Annotated in this window: 24 protein-coding genes; all 24 read left to right on the top strand. The window is 51.8% G+C overall.

Annotated features, from left to right (window positions below; translation table 11 throughout):
* Positions 1-7: 7 nt before the first annotated feature.
* The gene (locus IB214_RS07760) at positions 8-625 is read left to right on the top strand and encodes a DUF3164 family protein (protein WP_117343764.1); all 618 of its coding nucleotides are present in this window, start codon (positions 8-10) and stop codon (positions 623-625) included.
* 80 nt (positions 626-705) lie between these two features.
* Positions 706-1,203: a hypothetical protein gene (locus tag IB214_RS07755; protein ID WP_117343763.1), complete on the top strand. Its 498-nt coding sequence runs from the start codon at positions 706-708 to the stop codon at positions 1,201-1,203.
* 162 nt (positions 1,204-1,365) lie between these two features.
* Entirely contained in the window at positions 1,366-1,914 is a 549-nt protein-coding gene (locus IB214_RS07750; RefSeq protein ID WP_117343762.1) for a regulatory protein GemA, read from the top strand.
* Positions 1,911-2,303, top strand: coding sequence for a Mor transcription activator family protein (locus IB214_RS07745; protein WP_117343761.1), 393 nt, complete (start codon positions 1,911-1,913; stop codon positions 2,301-2,303). The genes IB214_RS07750 and IB214_RS07745 overlap by 4 nt, the downstream gene beginning before the upstream one ends.
* 4 nt (positions 2,304-2,307) lie before the next feature.
* A complete protein-coding gene (locus IB214_RS07740) occupies positions 2,308-2,631 on the top strand; it encodes a hypothetical protein (RefSeq protein WP_117343760.1) in 324 nt (107 codons plus the stop codon).
* A 99-nt stretch (positions 2,632-2,730) separates the two neighbouring features.
* Entirely contained in the window at positions 2,731-3,312 is a 582-nt protein-coding gene (locus tag IB214_RS07735) for an N-acetylmuramidase (RefSeq protein WP_117343759.1), read from the top strand.
* A 2-nt stretch (positions 3,313-3,314) separates the two neighbouring features.
* Positions 3,315-3,533, top strand: a complete 219-nt coding sequence (locus tag IB214_RS07730; RefSeq protein ID WP_117343758.1) for a hypothetical protein — start codon at positions 3,315-3,317, stop codon at positions 3,531-3,533.
* Positions 3,526-3,933: a hypothetical protein gene (locus IB214_RS07725; RefSeq protein ID WP_117343757.1), complete on the top strand. Its 408-nt coding sequence runs from the start codon at positions 3,526-3,528 to the stop codon at positions 3,931-3,933. The genes IB214_RS07730 and IB214_RS07725 overlap by 8 nt, the downstream gene beginning before the upstream one ends.
* Complete coding sequence (locus tag IB214_RS07720) at positions 3,921-4,526, top strand: hypothetical protein (RefSeq protein ID WP_117343756.1); 606 nt, start codon at positions 3,921-3,923, stop codon at positions 4,524-4,526. The genes IB214_RS07725 and IB214_RS07720 overlap by 13 nt, the downstream gene beginning before the upstream one ends.
* Positions 4,523-4,753 carry a TraR/DksA C4-type zinc finger protein gene (locus IB214_RS07715; protein ID WP_116359949.1) on the top strand — a complete coding sequence of 77 codons (231 nt, stop codon included), beginning with the start codon at positions 4,523-4,525 and terminating at the stop codon, positions 4,751-4,753. The genes IB214_RS07720 and IB214_RS07715 overlap by 4 nt, the downstream gene beginning before the upstream one ends.
* A complete protein-coding gene (locus IB214_RS07710) occupies positions 4,734-5,036 on the top strand; it encodes a DUF2730 domain-containing protein (RefSeq protein WP_117343755.1) in 303 nt (100 codons plus the stop codon). The genes IB214_RS07715 and IB214_RS07710 overlap by 20 nt, the downstream gene beginning before the upstream one ends.
* Positions 5,037-5,046: 10 nt before the next feature.
* Positions 5,047-5,334: an ArsR family transcriptional regulator gene (locus tag IB214_RS07705; RefSeq protein ID WP_117343778.1), complete on the top strand. Its 288-nt coding sequence runs from the start codon at positions 5,047-5,049 to the stop codon at positions 5,332-5,334.
* Positions 5,335-5,337: 3 nt separating this feature from the next.
* The gene (locus tag IB214_RS07700; protein WP_117343754.1) at positions 5,338-5,613 is read left to right on the top strand and encodes a hypothetical protein; all 276 of its coding nucleotides are present in this window, start codon (positions 5,338-5,340) and stop codon (positions 5,611-5,613) included.
* Positions 5,603-6,184, top strand: coding sequence for a DUF3486 family protein (locus tag IB214_RS07695; RefSeq protein WP_117343753.1), 582 nt, complete (start codon positions 5,603-5,605; stop codon positions 6,182-6,184). The genes IB214_RS07700 and IB214_RS07695 overlap by 11 nt, the downstream gene beginning before the upstream one ends.
* Positions 6,181-7,779 (top strand): terminase family protein, encoded by a 1,599-nt coding sequence (locus IB214_RS07690; RefSeq protein WP_117343752.1) that lies wholly within the window; start codon positions 6,181-6,183, stop codon positions 7,777-7,779. Before IB214_RS07695 ends, IB214_RS07690 begins: the two co-directional genes overlap by 4 nt.
* Positions 7,779-9,356, top strand: a complete 1,578-nt coding sequence (locus IB214_RS07685) for a DUF935 domain-containing protein (protein WP_117343751.1) — start codon at positions 7,779-7,781, stop codon at positions 9,354-9,356. The genes IB214_RS07690 and IB214_RS07685 overlap by 1 nt, the downstream gene beginning before the upstream one ends.
* Positions 9,357-9,460: 104 nt before the next feature.
* Positions 9,461-10,300 (top strand): phage minor head protein, encoded by an 840-nt coding sequence (locus IB214_RS07680; RefSeq protein WP_117343750.1) that lies wholly within the window; start codon positions 9,461-9,463, stop codon positions 10,298-10,300.
* A 208-nt stretch (positions 10,301-10,508) separates the two neighbouring features.
* The gene (locus IB214_RS07675) at positions 10,509-11,477 is read left to right on the top strand and encodes a phage protease (RefSeq protein ID WP_117343749.1); all 969 of its coding nucleotides are present in this window, start codon (positions 10,509-10,511) and stop codon (positions 11,475-11,477) included.
* Positions 11,477-12,373: a Mu-like prophage major head subunit gpT family protein gene (locus IB214_RS07670; protein ID WP_117343748.1), complete on the top strand. Its 897-nt coding sequence runs from the start codon at positions 11,477-11,479 to the stop codon at positions 12,371-12,373. The genes IB214_RS07675 and IB214_RS07670 overlap by 1 nt, the downstream gene beginning before the upstream one ends.
* Before the next feature lie 98 nt (positions 12,374-12,471).
* The gene (locus IB214_RS07665) at positions 12,472-13,020 is read left to right on the top strand and encodes a hypothetical protein (RefSeq protein ID WP_135953080.1); all 549 of its coding nucleotides are present in this window, start codon (positions 12,472-12,474) and stop codon (positions 13,018-13,020) included.
* Complete coding sequence (locus tag IB214_RS07660; protein WP_117343746.1) at positions 13,020-13,460, top strand: DUF1320 domain-containing protein; 441 nt, start codon at positions 13,020-13,022, stop codon at positions 13,458-13,460. Before IB214_RS07665 ends, IB214_RS07660 begins: the two co-directional genes overlap by 1 nt.
* Complete coding sequence (locus tag IB214_RS07655) at positions 13,460-14,002, top strand: phage virion morphogenesis protein (protein WP_117343745.1); 543 nt, start codon at positions 13,460-13,462, stop codon at positions 14,000-14,002. The genes IB214_RS07660 and IB214_RS07655 overlap by 1 nt, the downstream gene beginning before the upstream one ends.
* The gene (locus IB214_RS07650; protein WP_117343744.1) at positions 13,999-14,601 is read left to right on the top strand and encodes a hypothetical protein; all 603 of its coding nucleotides are present in this window, start codon (positions 13,999-14,001) and stop codon (positions 14,599-14,601) included. The genes IB214_RS07655 and IB214_RS07650 overlap by 4 nt, the downstream gene beginning before the upstream one ends.
* Positions 14,598-14,804, top strand: coding sequence for a DUF2635 domain-containing protein (locus IB214_RS07645; RefSeq protein WP_117343743.1), 207 nt, complete (start codon positions 14,598-14,600; stop codon positions 14,802-14,804). Before IB214_RS07650 ends, IB214_RS07645 begins: the two co-directional genes overlap by 4 nt.

Raw genomic sequence — 14,804 nt, 5'->3', positions numbered from 1 at the left:
GGTTGGTATGAATAATACAAATAATATCCCGGAAGGTTACCGTATTAATGCTCAGGGGCATCTGGTGCCAGAATCGCAGGTAAAGCCGCTGGATAAACTGCGTGATGAAGTGGTGATGAATATCATCGAGTCGGCACGTCAACAGCGTCAGCAACTGGCCGCTTTCAAGCTCAATTCCATGCAGGAGATTGCCGATTTTATTGACCTGTCAGCGGCGGAGTACGGCGTCGAGTTTGGCGGTGCCAAGGGCAATGTGTCACTGGTGAGTTTTGATGGCCGTTACAAGCTGCTTCGCGCCGTGGGTGAGCACCGTGTTTTTGATGAGCGCATTCAGGCTGCTAAAACGCTGATTGATACCTGCATTAACCAGTGGTCTGGCGGTGCAGACGAGAAGATTATGGCGCTGGTTGACCATGCATTTCGTGTCAACAAACAGGGCAAAATCGACATCAACCAGGTGCTGGGGCTGCGCCAGCTCAATATCGATGATGAGCGCTGGAACGAGGCAATGGATGCGGTTGCGGATGCTATTCAAGTGACCGGCACCAGTCAGTATCTGCGGATGTATGAACGCCAAGGCGACGGGAGCTATAAACAAATTTCACTGGATTTAGCCAAACTCTGATATTCCGATAAACCATTTTGAATTTATTACGGCGCTTGCGTCAGGGCTTCGTTCGCGCCGGATTCATAAGGATGCTTATTATGACCACGAATAAAACTGTTATTTACGATGCGGCATTTTCACGCTGGGGCTTTGATTCCCAGGTACTGGCGCTGGCAGAAGAATCCAGTGAGCTGGCCGCAGCTTGTTCCCGGTTTATTAATCACAAAACCAACGGCAGTAAAGTTGCTGAAGAAGCGGCAGATGTTGAAATCATGCTCGAGCAGCTGCGCCATAACGGTATGGGCAACATGATTGACCAGGAAAAAACCCGCAAGCTGACCCGGCTGGCCCAGGTGGTTGGTGTTGAAGTCCAGCCTTTGCAATCGTTCGGCCCCTCCGTTCTTGGCCTTATTGAGGAGGCGGCAGAGCAAATCGACATTGCCAGTACGCTCTACAAAGACCGCCAGACCAGCAATCGTTTTGCCTCTGCCCGTGCTCGTATGGCTATTAGCCTTTTAATGCAGGCGGCGCAAAAGATGATGCGCGAGCAACAGTACGCGGAGCGGATGGCTACTAAGGTGGAAAACGATGAGTAATCAAAACCGGGTTAAATGTACAAGATGCCGCAATATTCATACTGAAGGGGAACGGGTAGAAAAACGCAATCATCAGTACAAGGGAATAGTGGTGCATGATTTATGTTGCCCACGCTGTGGTTGTCGTAATTTTTATGACCTCAGCAAGCCGGAGAATGCAGGATGAAAAAGCTCAGTCAGATTATTCATATCGCTAAAAATCAACTTGGCCTGGATGATGATACCTACCGCGCATTGCTATCTTCTGTCGTGCCGGGGAAAACCAGCTGCCGGGATATGTCTGCATCCGAGCTTCAGCAGGTTATTAAGGCTTTTGAGGGTAAAGGATTTAAAAGCCAGCCTTCCCGTCAATCAAAGCGTCGAATGTCAAAACCTTCTGACATTAGCAAAAAAATCAGGATGGTCTGGAAAGCGATGTTTGCTGATGGGTTTCTCAGGGACGGCAGCGATATTGCACTTGACCATTTTGTCCAGCGCCACACCAGCCAGAAAAATGGCGGCAAGGGTGTTTCCAGCCTTGAGTGGCTACGCGGAGATTTGGAGCTGAACTTCCTTGAAGGCCTGAAGCAATGGCATATCCGGGCAATGAAAAAAACGTTGGTCGAGCATAATGCCCCACTGCCTGTTTACCCTGATACCGGTGAAGTCGTCCGTGACTATGATGTGTTTTGCGCAGCCTACGCTGAAGCGGCAAAGAGGTGGAACAAATGAATGACGACCTGTTTGATGATATTCAGGACGACAGCATCCTTGACCATCTGGATGATGGAACGGAAAATTCACGCTTTCCCTCACTGCTGTCAGAATTGAATGCGTTATTGAGAAAAGAGCTTGAGAGGCTGGGTTACGATCCACAACATTCAATTGAACTTGTCGTCGCAATCAGCAGTAAAATCGGTGGGATGCAGGTCTATTTTCCTCGTGGTCAGGTGCTTGAACAACTTGTCAGAGATATGCGGATCTGGCGTGATTTTAAGGGTGACAACGTAGCGGAACTGGTTGAGCGCTACCACGTCACCTACAAAACGGTGTATAAAGCGATTAAAAGAATGCGAAGACTTGAAATGAATAAGCGGCAATTTTCTTTGGACATGGAGTAATGTTATGGGTGGCGTGATTCTTGTAAATTTAGTGTTGGTTGTTTGTGCTTTTTGGGTTTTCGTTGATGCGGCCAACAACAAAATTGGTGTGCATACTATTACTGAAGGTGTCAGCAAAGGATATAAGAGTGGCATATCACCAGTAGTCTGGGGGGTTGGTAGCCTTTTCATCCTGCCATTTATTATTTATATGGCGCGTCGGAAATCATTAATTGAAAGAGCTAAGTCCAACCCTGTTGATACAGATAAAAACACTGGTTTTATCATTCTCTTCTTAATTTTGGCTGGACTGATAATGTTTACATACAGAGATGTTTTATTCAGTTAAGTCATCCATATCCAATGAAGCCGGTAAATCCGGCTTTTTTTATGCCTAGCACAATAATGGGTTGAAATTACATTAACCCATTTCATTGTAGGTGCAGGCATGACAACAGGCACATCTTCCCCCTCATTTCTTCACGCGCTCTCCTTTATCCTCGCCAAAGAAGGCGGCTACGTTAATGACTCCACCGATAAAGGTGGTGAAACCAACTTCGGTATTTCTGATAAGCGCGATGGCCTTGCCGATGGCAAAACCGACGTTGATGGCGACGGCAAACCCGATACCCCAATTAAAGATTTAACCTCAGAGCAGGCCGGAGAAATTTACTACCGCGATTACTGGTCACCTGCTTATTGCAGCGACTGGCCGGATGGTATTTCTCTCATTGTGTTTGATGCGGCTGTTCAGCATGGCGTCAAAAAAGCACTGACGTTATTACAGGATGCTGCGGGTGTTAAACCTGATGGCATTGTGGGACCCAAAACCACAGCGGCTGTTATTGGTGCCGACCCCGAATGGCTTCTCACACGTTACCTTCTTCGTCGCTCCCGTTATTACGCCGACATTATCAAATCAAATTCCACTCAGGGTAAGTACCTCAACGGCTGGTTTAATCGCCTCGATAGCGTGGCTGATGCCTGCTGGGAGGTTGTTGGCGGCTCTGCATCTGTAACCCGGAGCTGATCATGGGAAAAGGTTGGGATGGCTCTTTGCGTTTTGGTCGTCGTGATCGCATCAAAAAAGAAGTGCTGCACCGCGTTGACGGCGGGCCTCCGCCCGTTCCTGTCGACTACACCGGCTGCGATGGTACTCACGCGAGCTTCTATCGCAAAGGCTGGGATTCTGTCGATATCAGAGACATTGTCTGGCAATGCCAGCGTTATAAGGAAAAATATCGTGTTTAAATCGTTTAATACTGAGCAGCTGAAACTGGCATTGTGCAAAACTTATCAGTCAGGATGGACCCTCGTTGTGATGGTTGTCCTTTCTCTCTGGCTTTGCAGTTTTTATGGGCGTAACGCTTTTATTGTCTGGTGGATGCCACTGTCTGGCATCGTGCTCATTGGTGCCAGTATTTTCCTGGGTAATCTGCCTTACCGACTTATTCAGCCCGCTATGTACATCAGTAAATTTGCCTGTTTATGGTCATGGTTAATCTGGGTTGCGGGCGCGATACTTCTCGCACTGGCTCCCGTGTTTTCCCATGGACTTTTCTTCATCTGGCTTGACCCTCTCGGTGCGCTGATCGGAGTGATGTTCTGCTGCTGGGTATCACGTAAGGGCTTACTCAAATGGATCCGATAACCCTATCTACTATTGCCTCCGTTCTGCTCAAGGCTGGCCCTTCAGTCATGCGTACGGTGGGTAGCTGGTTCGGTGGTGATACTGCGAAAACTGCCGATTCTGTTGCCGGGATTGTTGAGTCGGTCAATGGCGCGATTAATCCCCAGGACCAGCAGCGCGTGCTGGAACAGAAGCTGGCACAGCTTCCACCTGAGCAGTTCGTGCAGCTCGAATCCCTCAAAGTACAGCTTGAGCAATACCAGCTTGAACGTGACAAATCGCTGCTGGCTGACCAGCAGGCGGCGCATCACGAACAGCAGGAAACTATCCGTAACGGCGATAACGCCACCGACGAATATGTCCGGCAGACCCGGCCTCGCATGGCACGTTTATCTCTCTATAGCAGCATTGCCTATGTGATGTTGATGTCCGTTGGCCAGCAAGCTGGTGCTGTTGCCGGTGCGTATGGCCACGCGTTTTCAATGCCCGCACCCGACTGGGATATTGCCCTGATGCTGGCCTCTCCGGCGCTGGGTTATCTGGGGTTCAGAACGCTGGACGGCTTTGCCCGCTTCAGTAAATCCAGCAAACACAAGGTGATGATGCCCAAATGACGGATGTTCTTGACCAGGCCAGCGACCTTGAAAATGAAGAGCGTGAACGTGTCTTAAAAAGCCATTTAAACCGGATTAAAGAACAACCCGACAACGTTGGTTTTTGTAATGACTGCGGCAATGACATACCGCTTCCCCGCCTGAAAGCGCAGCCGGATGCGGTGACCTGCCACACCTGTCAGAGCATCAGAGAACAAAGGGGGAAGCGTGGACTGGGAAGTCGTTAAGGGGAGCTGGGCCATCATCTGGGCATTGTTTATGTCAGGCGTGAATCTTATCCAGCTACTGCTGGCCAAGACCTACGTCAAACGTGAAGAGCTGGAGCTGGTGCGTAACCGGCTTCAGGGGCTGGAGAACACCATTGCGGTACTTCCCAGCCAGAAAGACCTGCACCAGTTGCAGCTTGAAATGAGCAATCTGCGCGGCGAACTGCGCGAGCTGGCACCGTCCATCAGGCAGGTGTCACGCATCAGTGACCTACTTCTCGAAAACGAATTAAAGGATAAATGAGGGAATGACCATGCGTGAAATTCTCGACAGTGACCAGCGTCTGGTCATTTTGCGATCCCTTCTGGATTGCGGCGACAGTGCCAACGAATCCATTTTGCAGACCTGCCTGCAAACCTATGGGCATAAAGTTTCTCGTGATGTGGTGCGTACCCATCTGTCTTGGTTGCGCGAGCAGGGGCTGGTGAGTCTGAGCGATGTATCGGGGTGCTATGTCGCTGAAATTAGTGGGCGCGGTGATGATGTGGCCAACGGTCTGACCACGGTGCCGGGTGTTAAGAAACCACGAGCGAGAGGGTAAATAATGAAGAAAAAAAAGCCTCTGTCTTCTGCTGAACGTGAAGTGATTCGTAAGTTGGCCACCGTCCTGGTCTGTGCTGACCTTGAAGCCAATATGATCGCAAAGTTCTATGAAGAAAAATTAGGTAAGCCTTATGACCGTGACGCACCAGACAGTTATCTGAACGGCTTTCTCTCCAGTGACCCTGAATATAAACGGCTCTGGATGTTGTTGCAGAAAGACCTGGTGACCTGCCGACGTGAAATGGCCGAGGGTCTGAGGAGAGAACGTGACAGCTGAACAACGTCCGACCCGTGGCCGTCCGTCGAAGATTGACCTGTTGCCCGACTCTGTCCGCGACCAGCTCCATCAGATGCTGCGTGACAAGCGTCATACCCAGGAGGAAATCCGCGAAGCCATTAATGAGCTTATCAACAGTCACAACCTGCCTGGTGATATGAAACTCAGTCGCACCGGCCTTAATCGCTACGCCAGTCGCATGGAAGAGTTCGGTTCTAAAATCCGTGCCTCCCGTGAAATGGCGGAAATCTGGGCGGCAAAACTGGGCTCTGCACCTACCTCAGACGTGGGCAAGCTGTTGATGGAGTTTGTCAAAACACTGGCGTTTGAAACCTCAATGTCGATGGCCGAAAGTGATGATCCTGTTGAACCTAAAGCGTTGGGGCAACTGGCTCTGGTCGCCCAGCGACTTGAAGCAGCAGCGATGGCCAGCCATAAACGCGAGAAAGAAATCCGCCTGGCTTTTGCCCAAGAAGTTGCCGCGCAGACCGAAACCATCACCAAACAGGCTGGGTTATCAGCGGAAACCGCTGCTGATATTCGTCGCCAGATTCTGGGAATTGCCGGATGAGTCACACTTCGCCAGCACAGGAAAAATTACGTAATCAGTCCGCTTCAGCGATCCTCTCCGGTGCGTTCGATGCCGACCAGGTGCTGCTGCCTTATCAGCGCCGGTGGATTGCCGATACGTCACAGCTGAAAATCGCAGAGAAATCCCGCCGTACAGGTCTTACATGGGCGGAAGCGGCTGATGCGGCACTGAATGGTTCGATGACTGCCAGTGCCGGTGGTTGCGATACGTTCTATGTCGGCACGACCAAAGACATGGCGCGAGAATTTATTGATGCCTGTGCTATGTGGGCGAAGGCTTACGGGCTGGCGGCATCAGATACAGGCGAAGAAGTGCTCCAGGATGAAGACAAAGATATCCTGGTGTATGTCATCAACTTCGCCAGTGGTTTTAAAATCAAGGCGCTGTCGTCCAATCCCTCCAACCTGCGCGGTATGCAGGGCAATGTCATTATTGATGAAGCCGGTTTCCAGAAAGACCTTGCTGCTGTGCTCAAAGCCGCACTGGCATTGACCATGTGGGGTTCAAAGGTCCGTCTCATCTCCACCCATAACGGCAATGAAAACCTGTTCAATACACTTATTCAGGACAGCCGTGCAGGGAAAAAGCGCTATTCCATCCACAGTATTGATATCGATGTTGCCTGCGCTGAAGGACTCTATAAGCGTATCTGCCAGGTCACCAAAAAAGCCTGGTCAAAAGATGCTGAAGATGAATGGAAAGACAACCTGCTGAAGGATACCGCCACACCTGAAGATGCGCAGGAGGAGTATTACTGTATTCCGAAGAACGGCGGCGGCACTTACCTGCCGCGTTCCATTCGTGAGCGGGCAGCCCGAGGTCATGGCCCGGTGATCCGCTTTCAGGGTACGGCTGAGTTTAACGCACTTCCTGAAGGTCTCCGCGCACTGGAAATGCAGGAATGGCTTGAGCAATATGTCCTGCCTGAGCTGAACAAACTTCCGCAAAACCTGCGCCATTGTCTGGGTGAAGACTTTGCCCGTAACGGCGACCTGACGGTATTTGCCCCCATCACCGTCAATGATGACACCACGCGTGAAGTACCGTTTCTGGTTGAAATGGGTAATGTCCCCTTCAAGCAGCAGGAGCAGGCCCTCTTCTATATATGTGACAGGCTTCCAAACCGCGACGGCATCAAACTCGATGGGCGTGGTAATGGTCAGTATCTGTCGGAACAGGCGGCTTATCGCTATGGTTCTGAGGTCGAGCAGGTGCAGCTTTCTGTTCCGCACTACCGCGAAAACATGCCGCGCTTCAAGGCTGCGTTTGAAGATGATGAGCTGATATTGCCTAAGCACGAAGACGTCATTAATGACCTTGGAGCCATTCAGATACTGCGCGGTGTGCCGGGGATTGATGATGCCAGAACGGCAGGAAGTGATGGCCGTAAGCGTCATGGTGACGCAGCGATTGCTATTTTTCTTGGCTTTCTTGCCAGTCGGGAAGACTGTCGCCGCTATGAACTTCACCGTCTGACCAGACCCGCCGATACCCGCCACAACCCTGATTCGGGTGATGACCGCCGTCAGGTTCATCTGACCCGTGGCCTCAAGAACCAGCGAGGATTACTCTGATGTTAAAACAAATTTCCGGCGCTATTCGCCGTCTGCTGCACCCGTCAACAGGTGAACCGGTCACCATTAAAGATAATGATATTACTGAGCCTGAAGCGCGTGGTCGCACTATGAGTGTGCGGCGACCTTCACCAGGCATCAGTATTGCCAGTACACTTTCCCCGGGCAGTCTCGCCGGGGTTTTACGTAATGCCATTGAGGGCAATGCCCGTGATTACTTCATCCTTGCTGAGGAAATGGAAGAACGTGACCTGCATTACTCCAGCGTACTGCGTACCCGTAAGCTGACCGTTGCCGGTATTGTTCCGACGGTAGTGGCCGCAAGCGATGAAGATAACGATATGCAGCTGGCTGACGCAGTGCGTGATCTTCTCGAACAACCACAGGTGCCGGAGCTGTTGTTTGACCTTCTTGATGGTCTGGGGAAAGGTGTTGGTGTCTGCGAAATTTTGTGGAATACCCGCGATGCACTCTGGAAACCCCGTGATTATGAGTGGGTTGATCCACGTTTCCTCAAAACTGACCGGGAGACCCTACGTGAATTCAGACTCATTACTGACAGCAACCCTATCGATGGTGAGCCGCTGAGTTCCGGGAAATATATTATTCACCAGCCTCGCCTGAAGTCTGGTCTACCGCTGCGTAACGGTCTGGCCCGACTGGTGGCGGTGATGTATATGCTCAAGTCGTTTACTGTGCGTGACTGGTGGGCTTTCGGTGAGAAGTTTGGCCTGCCTCTGGTGGTGGGTAAATACCATAATCAGGCAAGCCCTGAGCAAATCCGCACCCTCATTGATGCGATCAGTTCTTTGGCTTCTGATTCTGGTTGTGCCATCCCCGACAGCATGAAGCTCGATATGGTGGAGACAGCCAGTCGTAATGGTGGTGGAGCACTGTTTAAAGAGATGGCCGAATGGTGTGATGCCCAGACCAGTAAGGCGGTGCTGGGTCAGACCATGACCACTGATAACGGTAGTTCCCGCGCACAGGCCGATGTTCATGATCGGGTGCGCATGGACATTGCCCGCTGGGATGCCCGCCAGTTAGAAAACACCCTGAATGAATTTCTTGTGCGCCCGTTCATCGAGTTCAACTTTGGCCCACAGGAAAACTATCCCCGCGTCAAGATGCTCATCAGCGAGCCGGAAGACCTGAAGGCGTTTGTCGATGCACTTATCCCGTTGGTTGACCGTGGAATGAAAGTGCAGGAATCCGAGGTTCGCGATAAGTTTGGCCTGGCCGAACCTGAAGCCGGTGCATCCGTACTGGCTCCGACAAACAGCTTTGCCGTATCGGGTTCATTACCGGCACTGAACCGCGAGCAACTGGCCCTCAACCGCTCACAGGATGATGAGATTGACGCGCTGGTTGCCGAAGGGCTGAAGGACTGGGAGAAATCAGGTGATGCCTTTACCAGTCCCGTGCTGCAACTGGCCAATGAAGTTGACAGCTTTGAGGAGTTTCTGGCCCGCTTGCCTGAGCTGCAAAAAACACTTGAACCTGATGACTTCGCCGAGCAGCTGGCGATGTTGAGTTTTAAAGCCCGTGCGCTGGGGGATGCGAAAGATGCGGTCTAAATTAGTCAGGCGTCATCGTCTCGATTTTCATCGACCTTCTTACTGGCCAGTGAATTTCCATTCGTACTTTGCTCAGGTTCACGGCTGGTATTATGGGAGGAAGTATGGCTGAACCTACAATTATCCCTAAAGAGGCACTCGCCTGGCTGAAGTCCAAAAAGCTGAAACCGGGATTTGATTTCCGTGATATCTGGCGCGAAGAGCAAAGTGTCAGTTTCACCGTGGCGAAGATGACCCAGCTTGACCTGCTTCAGGACGTGAAGTCACTACTCGAAGAAGCGCTTGCCGACGGTCAGACCTTCATCCAGTTCCGCGAGACGCTCAAGCCATTACTTGTAAAGCGCGGTTGGTGGGGAGTCCAGATGATGGATGACCCGCTGACGGGTGAATCTCGCCAGGTACAGCTTGGCAGTGACCGTCGGCTTCGGACTATCTACGATACCAATATGCGCACAGCCCGCAGCGCGGGCCAGTGGGAACGTATCGAGCGCACCAAACGAGCCATGCCTTATCTGCTCTATACGCTGGGTCCCTCTCGCGAGCATCGCGTTGAGCACCTGAAGTGGGCTGACCTTTGCCTGCCGGTTGATGATCCATTCTGGCAGACACATTTCTTTCCGAACGGTTGGGGTTGCAAATGCGGTGCGCGTCAGGTCAGCAAGTATGAGTATGAGCAGTTGCTTAAAAACGGCGTCACACGCAACGTGCCGCAGCTTGATGACAACGGCAACCCAACGGGTCAGGTCACTCGCGAAAGTGTACCCGTGCGGACACAGGCACCTGCCACTAAGCGGACAAAATGGCTGAACAAACGCACAGGTGAAGAAGAGATGGTGCCTGAAGGTATTGACCCCGGCTGGGATTACAATCCGGGTACAGGTCGCCAGGCAGAGCTTGAACGTCAGTTACGCGTTAAACAACAGGCATTTGACGGTGATAGCTAACCGAAGCGGGAACGCGTCTGAAACACGCATGAAGACACGGTTAAACTTTATGATACGATGACGCGAGAAAAAATCTTTAAACGCACCACGGCGTTTTTAAACGTGGTTTAAACGGGGTTCCCCGCCTCGCTTACAGTGAAGCCGGTAAATCCGGCTTTTATTTTGCCTTCCGCATACTGTCCGTAACTTCTTTTCGACGGACAGACGCATGAGCATTCCTAACCCCAAACTGGAACTTCTGGCACTTTGCTTTGAGTTACCAGACCTTGCTGATAATGCCCTTCCTGAATGGTTGCCGATGATACCTGCGGGTAATTTCATTGGCCGTGATGGTCGCTCATGGGTGAATGATAATCCTGCTGCCGTTATTGCCACTTCACTGCGTTACCCAAAACTGCCGTTCGATGCCGAGCATTCCACTGAAATCAAAGGTCCACTGGGTGAAGAAGCGCCAGCCTATGCCTGGATTGATGCTATGCGCGTCAACGAAGATGGCAGCATCGATGCGCATATCGAATGGACCCCTGACGGTGAAGCGCTCGTTCGTGGCAAAAAATATCGCTATTACAGCCCTGCATTTTTCAATAACGGCGCCCGCCAGGTTACCCGCCTGTCCAGCGTCGGTCTGACCAATAAACCCAACCTGTATTTACCCGCTCTAAATTCGGAGAACCACGAGATGACTGTACCTGTCCAGATTGTGACGGTGCTGGGGCTCGCGGCCGCTGCGTCTGCTGATGACGTTGTGGTTGCTATCCAGCAAATGAAAGACCGCGAAACCGTAGCGCTGAACCGCGCTGAAAATCCTGACCTGACGAAGTTCATTCCGGCAGAGACCTATCAACTGGCACTTAATCGCGCCCAAACGGCGGAAGAGCAACTGAAAGCGCAGGCAGGAAAAGACGCTGAAGTGCTGGTTGATGGTGCTATTGCTTCCGGCAAAGTTGCCCCGGCCAACCGTGATATGTATCTGGCGCTTTGCCGCAGCGAAGAAGGTCGCAATCAGTTCGGCGAGTTTGTCAAAACAGCACCGGCCCTGGTCAACACTGACCCAACCAAAGGGAAAGGTAGTAAGGAAGACACCACGCTGACCGATTCTGAATTGTCTATGTGCCGCTCAATGGGCATCAAAGAAGAAGAGTTTTTGGCTATCCGCAATAAAGAAGGAGCTCGTTAATGGCTACCACGATCAGTACTGACGTGTTGTATGCACTCAAAACAGCCCTGAGTGCTGCATTTACGCGAGGTGTAGGCCGCGTTAACCCTCAATTCCGCTCGGTGGCCAGTGTCATTCCCAGCACGGGAGCATCCAATACCTATGGCTGGCTGGATGATTTTCCAGGTATCACCGAGTGGTTAACCACCCGACAGCTCGCCCAGCTCAAACAGATGGGCTACAGCATCACCAACAAGACCTGGGAAAGCTCGATCAAGGTGAAGCGTGAAGCGGTGGAAGACGATCAGCTTGGTCAGTACTCCATTGTTACCGAACAATTTGGTCGCAACGTCACCATTTTCCCGGACGAGCTGGTATTCAAACTGTTGTGTGATGGTTTCACTACAACTTGTTTTGACGGGCAGTACTTCTTCGACACCGATCATCCAGTAGGTTCGGGCACTCAGAGTAACGTTATCGGAACACCGGCTACCGATACAGGGGAACCGTGGTTCCTGGTCGATGCCACGCAGGCGCTGCTACCGATTATCTTCCAGGACCGTCGCCCGTTTGATTTCAAGGCGCTGGATGACCTGAGCAGCGAGCACGTCATTCTCAATAATGAATTTATCTTTGGTACAGATGGCCGCTGCAATGTGGGTTATGGCTTCTGGCAAACGGCAGTGGGCTCCAAAGATACCCTCAATGTTCATAACTATGAGTTGGCATATCAGGCGATGCAGGGCATCACCAACAGCGCAGGTAAACCACTGGGTATCACACCGACCATGCTGGTTGTGGGTAAAGGTAACCGCTCTGCGGCCAAGGGGCTGATTGAAGCGGTTAACTCTGCAAATGGCGCATCGAATATCTACTACAAAGACGTCGATATTCTGGTCACCCCTTACGTCAAATAACACGTAAAACTCCTGATTACGTTTTTTCTTACGTTAAATCACGACGGGTTTAAACGGTCTTCAAAGGTCGTTTAAACCCGCCCAAAGAGGATGGAATAGTGAGTGGAAAAACATCAAAGGCAGCGGGTCAGCAAAAGGTTAAAAACGGCACTGGCGCGGCATCATCGCCGGAAGTGGCATCGCCTGTTATCACTGACGGTGCGCGACATGAGCCGTCAGTCACTCTGCCAGGGCATTACATTGCAGTGGGTTCACAACCCGTCAGTACTGTAGTGCCTTTGACTGATGGTGTTGTGTCAATGGTGGAAGAGAGTGACCCGCAAACCATGCCCGTAGTTGCGACTAAGTCTGACTTAATCAGTGCGCTTATGCTGGCTGCGACATCGTCCTTCCCCCAGACCGATGACATTCAGGCCCTGGAAGTTCGCGCGGTTCCAGTTGGTGGCTTCTACCGTTGCGGCCGTTTCTGGCCACGCGAGCCCGTGAATGTCTTTGCCAGTGATGACCCTGAAGGTGACAACGCCGCTAACAGTGACGGACTGAATATGATTGTTGACTGCTTTATCAGTCATGCCGATGCCGCCCGCCTGAAAGCCGAGCCGATGCTCATCGTCAACGTTATTGAATCGGTAACGGAGAAACCGTAATGGGCATTTACGTCACCCGTGATGACCTGCTGGCGGTGGATGGTGAGCTGGTCTGGAATATGGCCATCGACAAATCCACCAATCAGCTTGATGACGCGAAGATTGAAACGGCTATTGATGACGCAGATGCGGAGATTAATTCATTTCTGGCCAAGCGTTTCCAGCTGCCACTGGTGATAGCTACTATCCCGCGTCCACTTCACCGGGTGGCGGTTTCCATTGCGATCTACTGGCTGTCTGAGCGTGACAGCCAGATAACCGACCTGATCCAGAAACGTTATGACGACGCCATTCGTACGCTCAAAGAGATTGCGAACGGTACGCGTGACCTCGGACTGCCAACGGCCAGTACAACGCCCGAAACCGATAACGGCAAAATTATTGTGGTATCGGACAACCAACGCCTGTTCACCCGCAACAAACTCCGGGGCGTGCTCTGATGGGTATTTCCGTTGAGGTGATGGGGGCGGAGAAGCTGGCGCAAATCCGCATGGCCATCGAGAAACTTTCTGACAGCTCTCTCCAGCAGGAGTTGCTGGAAAGTATCGGTGCCGTTGTTGAATCACAGACCCGCCGTCGAATCAGTGATGAGAAGTCATCACCCGCAGGTGAGAAATGGCAGGCATGGTCTGACGGTTACGGCAAGACTCGTCACGGTAACCAGAGCCTTTTGCAGGGTAACGGTGACCTGATGGACAGCATTCAGTTCATCGTCGAGCGAGGCCGCGTTCGTGTCGGTTCCCCGCTTGCTTATGCCGCCGTTCATCAGGATGGTTTTTCTGGCAGCGTCTCCGTCAGTGCTCATAAACGCCTTATCACACAGGCATTTGGTCGGGCACTGAAGCACGGCGTCTGGCAGTCAGTTGGTGCGCAAAAACGCATGATGAATATTCCGCAGCGCGAATATCTCGGGCTGTCATCTGAAAATAGCGAAGAGCTGATGCACGTCATTGGCGACTTCTGGCAAGGGGTACTCCCATGAATAACCGTCCCGAACTGCTGACCACCGGCAGCACGGTTGCGGCCGCAGAACATATTGTGGACTGGCTGAAACCGGTACTGGAGGGTGACAGCCTGGACCAGGTGAAAGTGATCGAACGCCATATTGGTCAGTTCAATACTCCGGCTGAAGTGAAAACCTATCTGTCTGATCGCAATGGTTGTATCCGCGTTGCGGCACTGCGTATCCGTAATATCCGCTCTCGCGCAGGTGGCACCATCGGTGATGTGACCTGGGCTGCTTATGTCATGGCCACAGACGCATGGGGATACCCGCGTGATACACGTTGCGAAATTCTTGTGGGAAAACTGGCTCGTCGGATTGCATCACGCGAAGCGGCATCTGGCATGGGTGCTGAACGTGCCGCCAGCGCCATCAGTGCCGACAACATCTATACCAGCGGACTGAACGATCTGGGCCTGACCATGTGGGCTGTGACATGGGAGCAGGAGTTTCGACTTGATGAAGAAATCGATATTTCAACGCTCCCTGACTTCCTGCGGCTGGGGGCAACATTCTCCGTCAATGACGGTGCAACCAACATTGATGGCGTGATTAACGTCAGGGAACCTAATCCATGAAAAAACATATTAAGCCCGCCCGTGATGGGCTGCTGGTCCGAAAAAACAAAGGTGAGCATCTGAAGGCTGAAGGCGAAGTACTGCTGATGAGCGCCTGGTGGCATCGCCGCGAAGCTGAAGGTGATGTGGTTATCACTGATGTGAAGGAGCCTGCAACCGAGGTTGCTCAAGCCCTTCAGAATAAAAATGTGAAGGAGAAATAA

This window comes from Citrobacter sp. C1, assembly GCF_014596895.2.
GTDB lineage: Bacteria > Pseudomonadota > Gammaproteobacteria > Enterobacterales > Enterobacteriaceae > Citrobacter > Citrobacter gillenii.
The sequence above is the reverse complement of the archived record's forward strand: the minus strand, read 5'-3'. Positions and strand labels throughout refer to the sequence as shown.

Bases quoted from the DNA above. Each gene is read 5' to 3' on its own strand.
- IB214_RS07745 (WP_117343761.1), top strand. From the start codon at position 1,911: ATGAATGACGACCTGTTTGATGATATTCAGGACGACAGCATCCTTGAC.
- IB214_RS07690 (WP_117343752.1), top strand. From the start codon at position 6,181: ATGAGTCACACTTCGCCAGCACAGGAAAAATTACGTAATCAGTCCGCT.
- IB214_RS07760 (WP_117343764.1), top strand. From the start codon at position 8: ATGAATAATACAAATAATATCCCGGAAGGTTACCGTATTAATGCTCAG.
- IB214_RS07660 (WP_117343746.1), top strand. From the start codon at position 13,020: ATGGGCATTTACGTCACCCGTGATGACCTGCTGGCGGTGGATGGTGAG.
- IB214_RS07645 (WP_117343743.1), top strand. From the start codon at position 14,598: ATGAAAAAACATATTAAGCCCGCCCGTGATGGGCTGCTGGTCCGAAAA.
- IB214_RS07755 (WP_117343763.1), top strand. From the start codon at position 706: ATGACCACGAATAAAACTGTTATTTACGATGCGGCATTTTCACGCTGG.
- IB214_RS07720 (WP_117343756.1), top strand. From the start codon at position 3,921: ATGGATCCGATAACCCTATCTACTATTGCCTCCGTTCTGCTCAAGGCT.
- IB214_RS07705 (WP_117343778.1), top strand. From the start codon at position 5,047: ATGCGTGAAATTCTCGACAGTGACCAGCGTCTGGTCATTTTGCGATCC.
- IB214_RS07750 (WP_117343762.1), top strand. From the start codon at position 1,366: ATGAAAAAGCTCAGTCAGATTATTCATATCGCTAAAAATCAACTTGGC.
- IB214_RS07675 (WP_117343749.1), top strand. From the start codon at position 10,509: ATGAGCATTCCTAACCCCAAACTGGAACTTCTGGCACTTTGCTTTGAG.
- IB214_RS07670 (WP_117343748.1), top strand. From the start codon at position 11,477: ATGGCTACCACGATCAGTACTGACGTGTTGTATGCACTCAAAACAGCC.
- IB214_RS07685 (WP_117343751.1), top strand. From the start codon at position 7,779: ATGTTAAAACAAATTTCCGGCGCTATTCGCCGTCTGCTGCACCCGTCA.
- IB214_RS07735 (WP_117343759.1), top strand. From the start codon at position 2,731: ATGACAACAGGCACATCTTCCCCCTCATTTCTTCACGCGCTCTCCTTT.
- IB214_RS07715 (WP_116359949.1), top strand. From the start codon at position 4,523: ATGACGGATGTTCTTGACCAGGCCAGCGACCTTGAAAATGAAGAGCGT.
- IB214_RS07655 (WP_117343745.1), top strand. From the start codon at position 13,460: ATGGGTATTTCCGTTGAGGTGATGGGGGCGGAGAAGCTGGCGCAAATC.
- IB214_RS07680 (WP_117343750.1), top strand. From the start codon at position 9,461: ATGGCTGAACCTACAATTATCCCTAAAGAGGCACTCGCCTGGCTGAAG.
- IB214_RS07700 (WP_117343754.1), top strand. From the start codon at position 5,338: ATGAAGAAAAAAAAGCCTCTGTCTTCTGCTGAACGTGAAGTGATTCGT.
- IB214_RS07730 (WP_117343758.1), top strand. From the start codon at position 3,315: ATGGGAAAAGGTTGGGATGGCTCTTTGCGTTTTGGTCGTCGTGATCGC.
- IB214_RS07650 (WP_117343744.1), top strand. From the start codon at position 13,999: ATGAATAACCGTCCCGAACTGCTGACCACCGGCAGCACGGTTGCGGCC.
- IB214_RS07740 (WP_117343760.1), top strand. From the start codon at position 2,308: ATGGGTGGCGTGATTCTTGTAAATTTAGTGTTGGTTGTTTGTGCTTTT.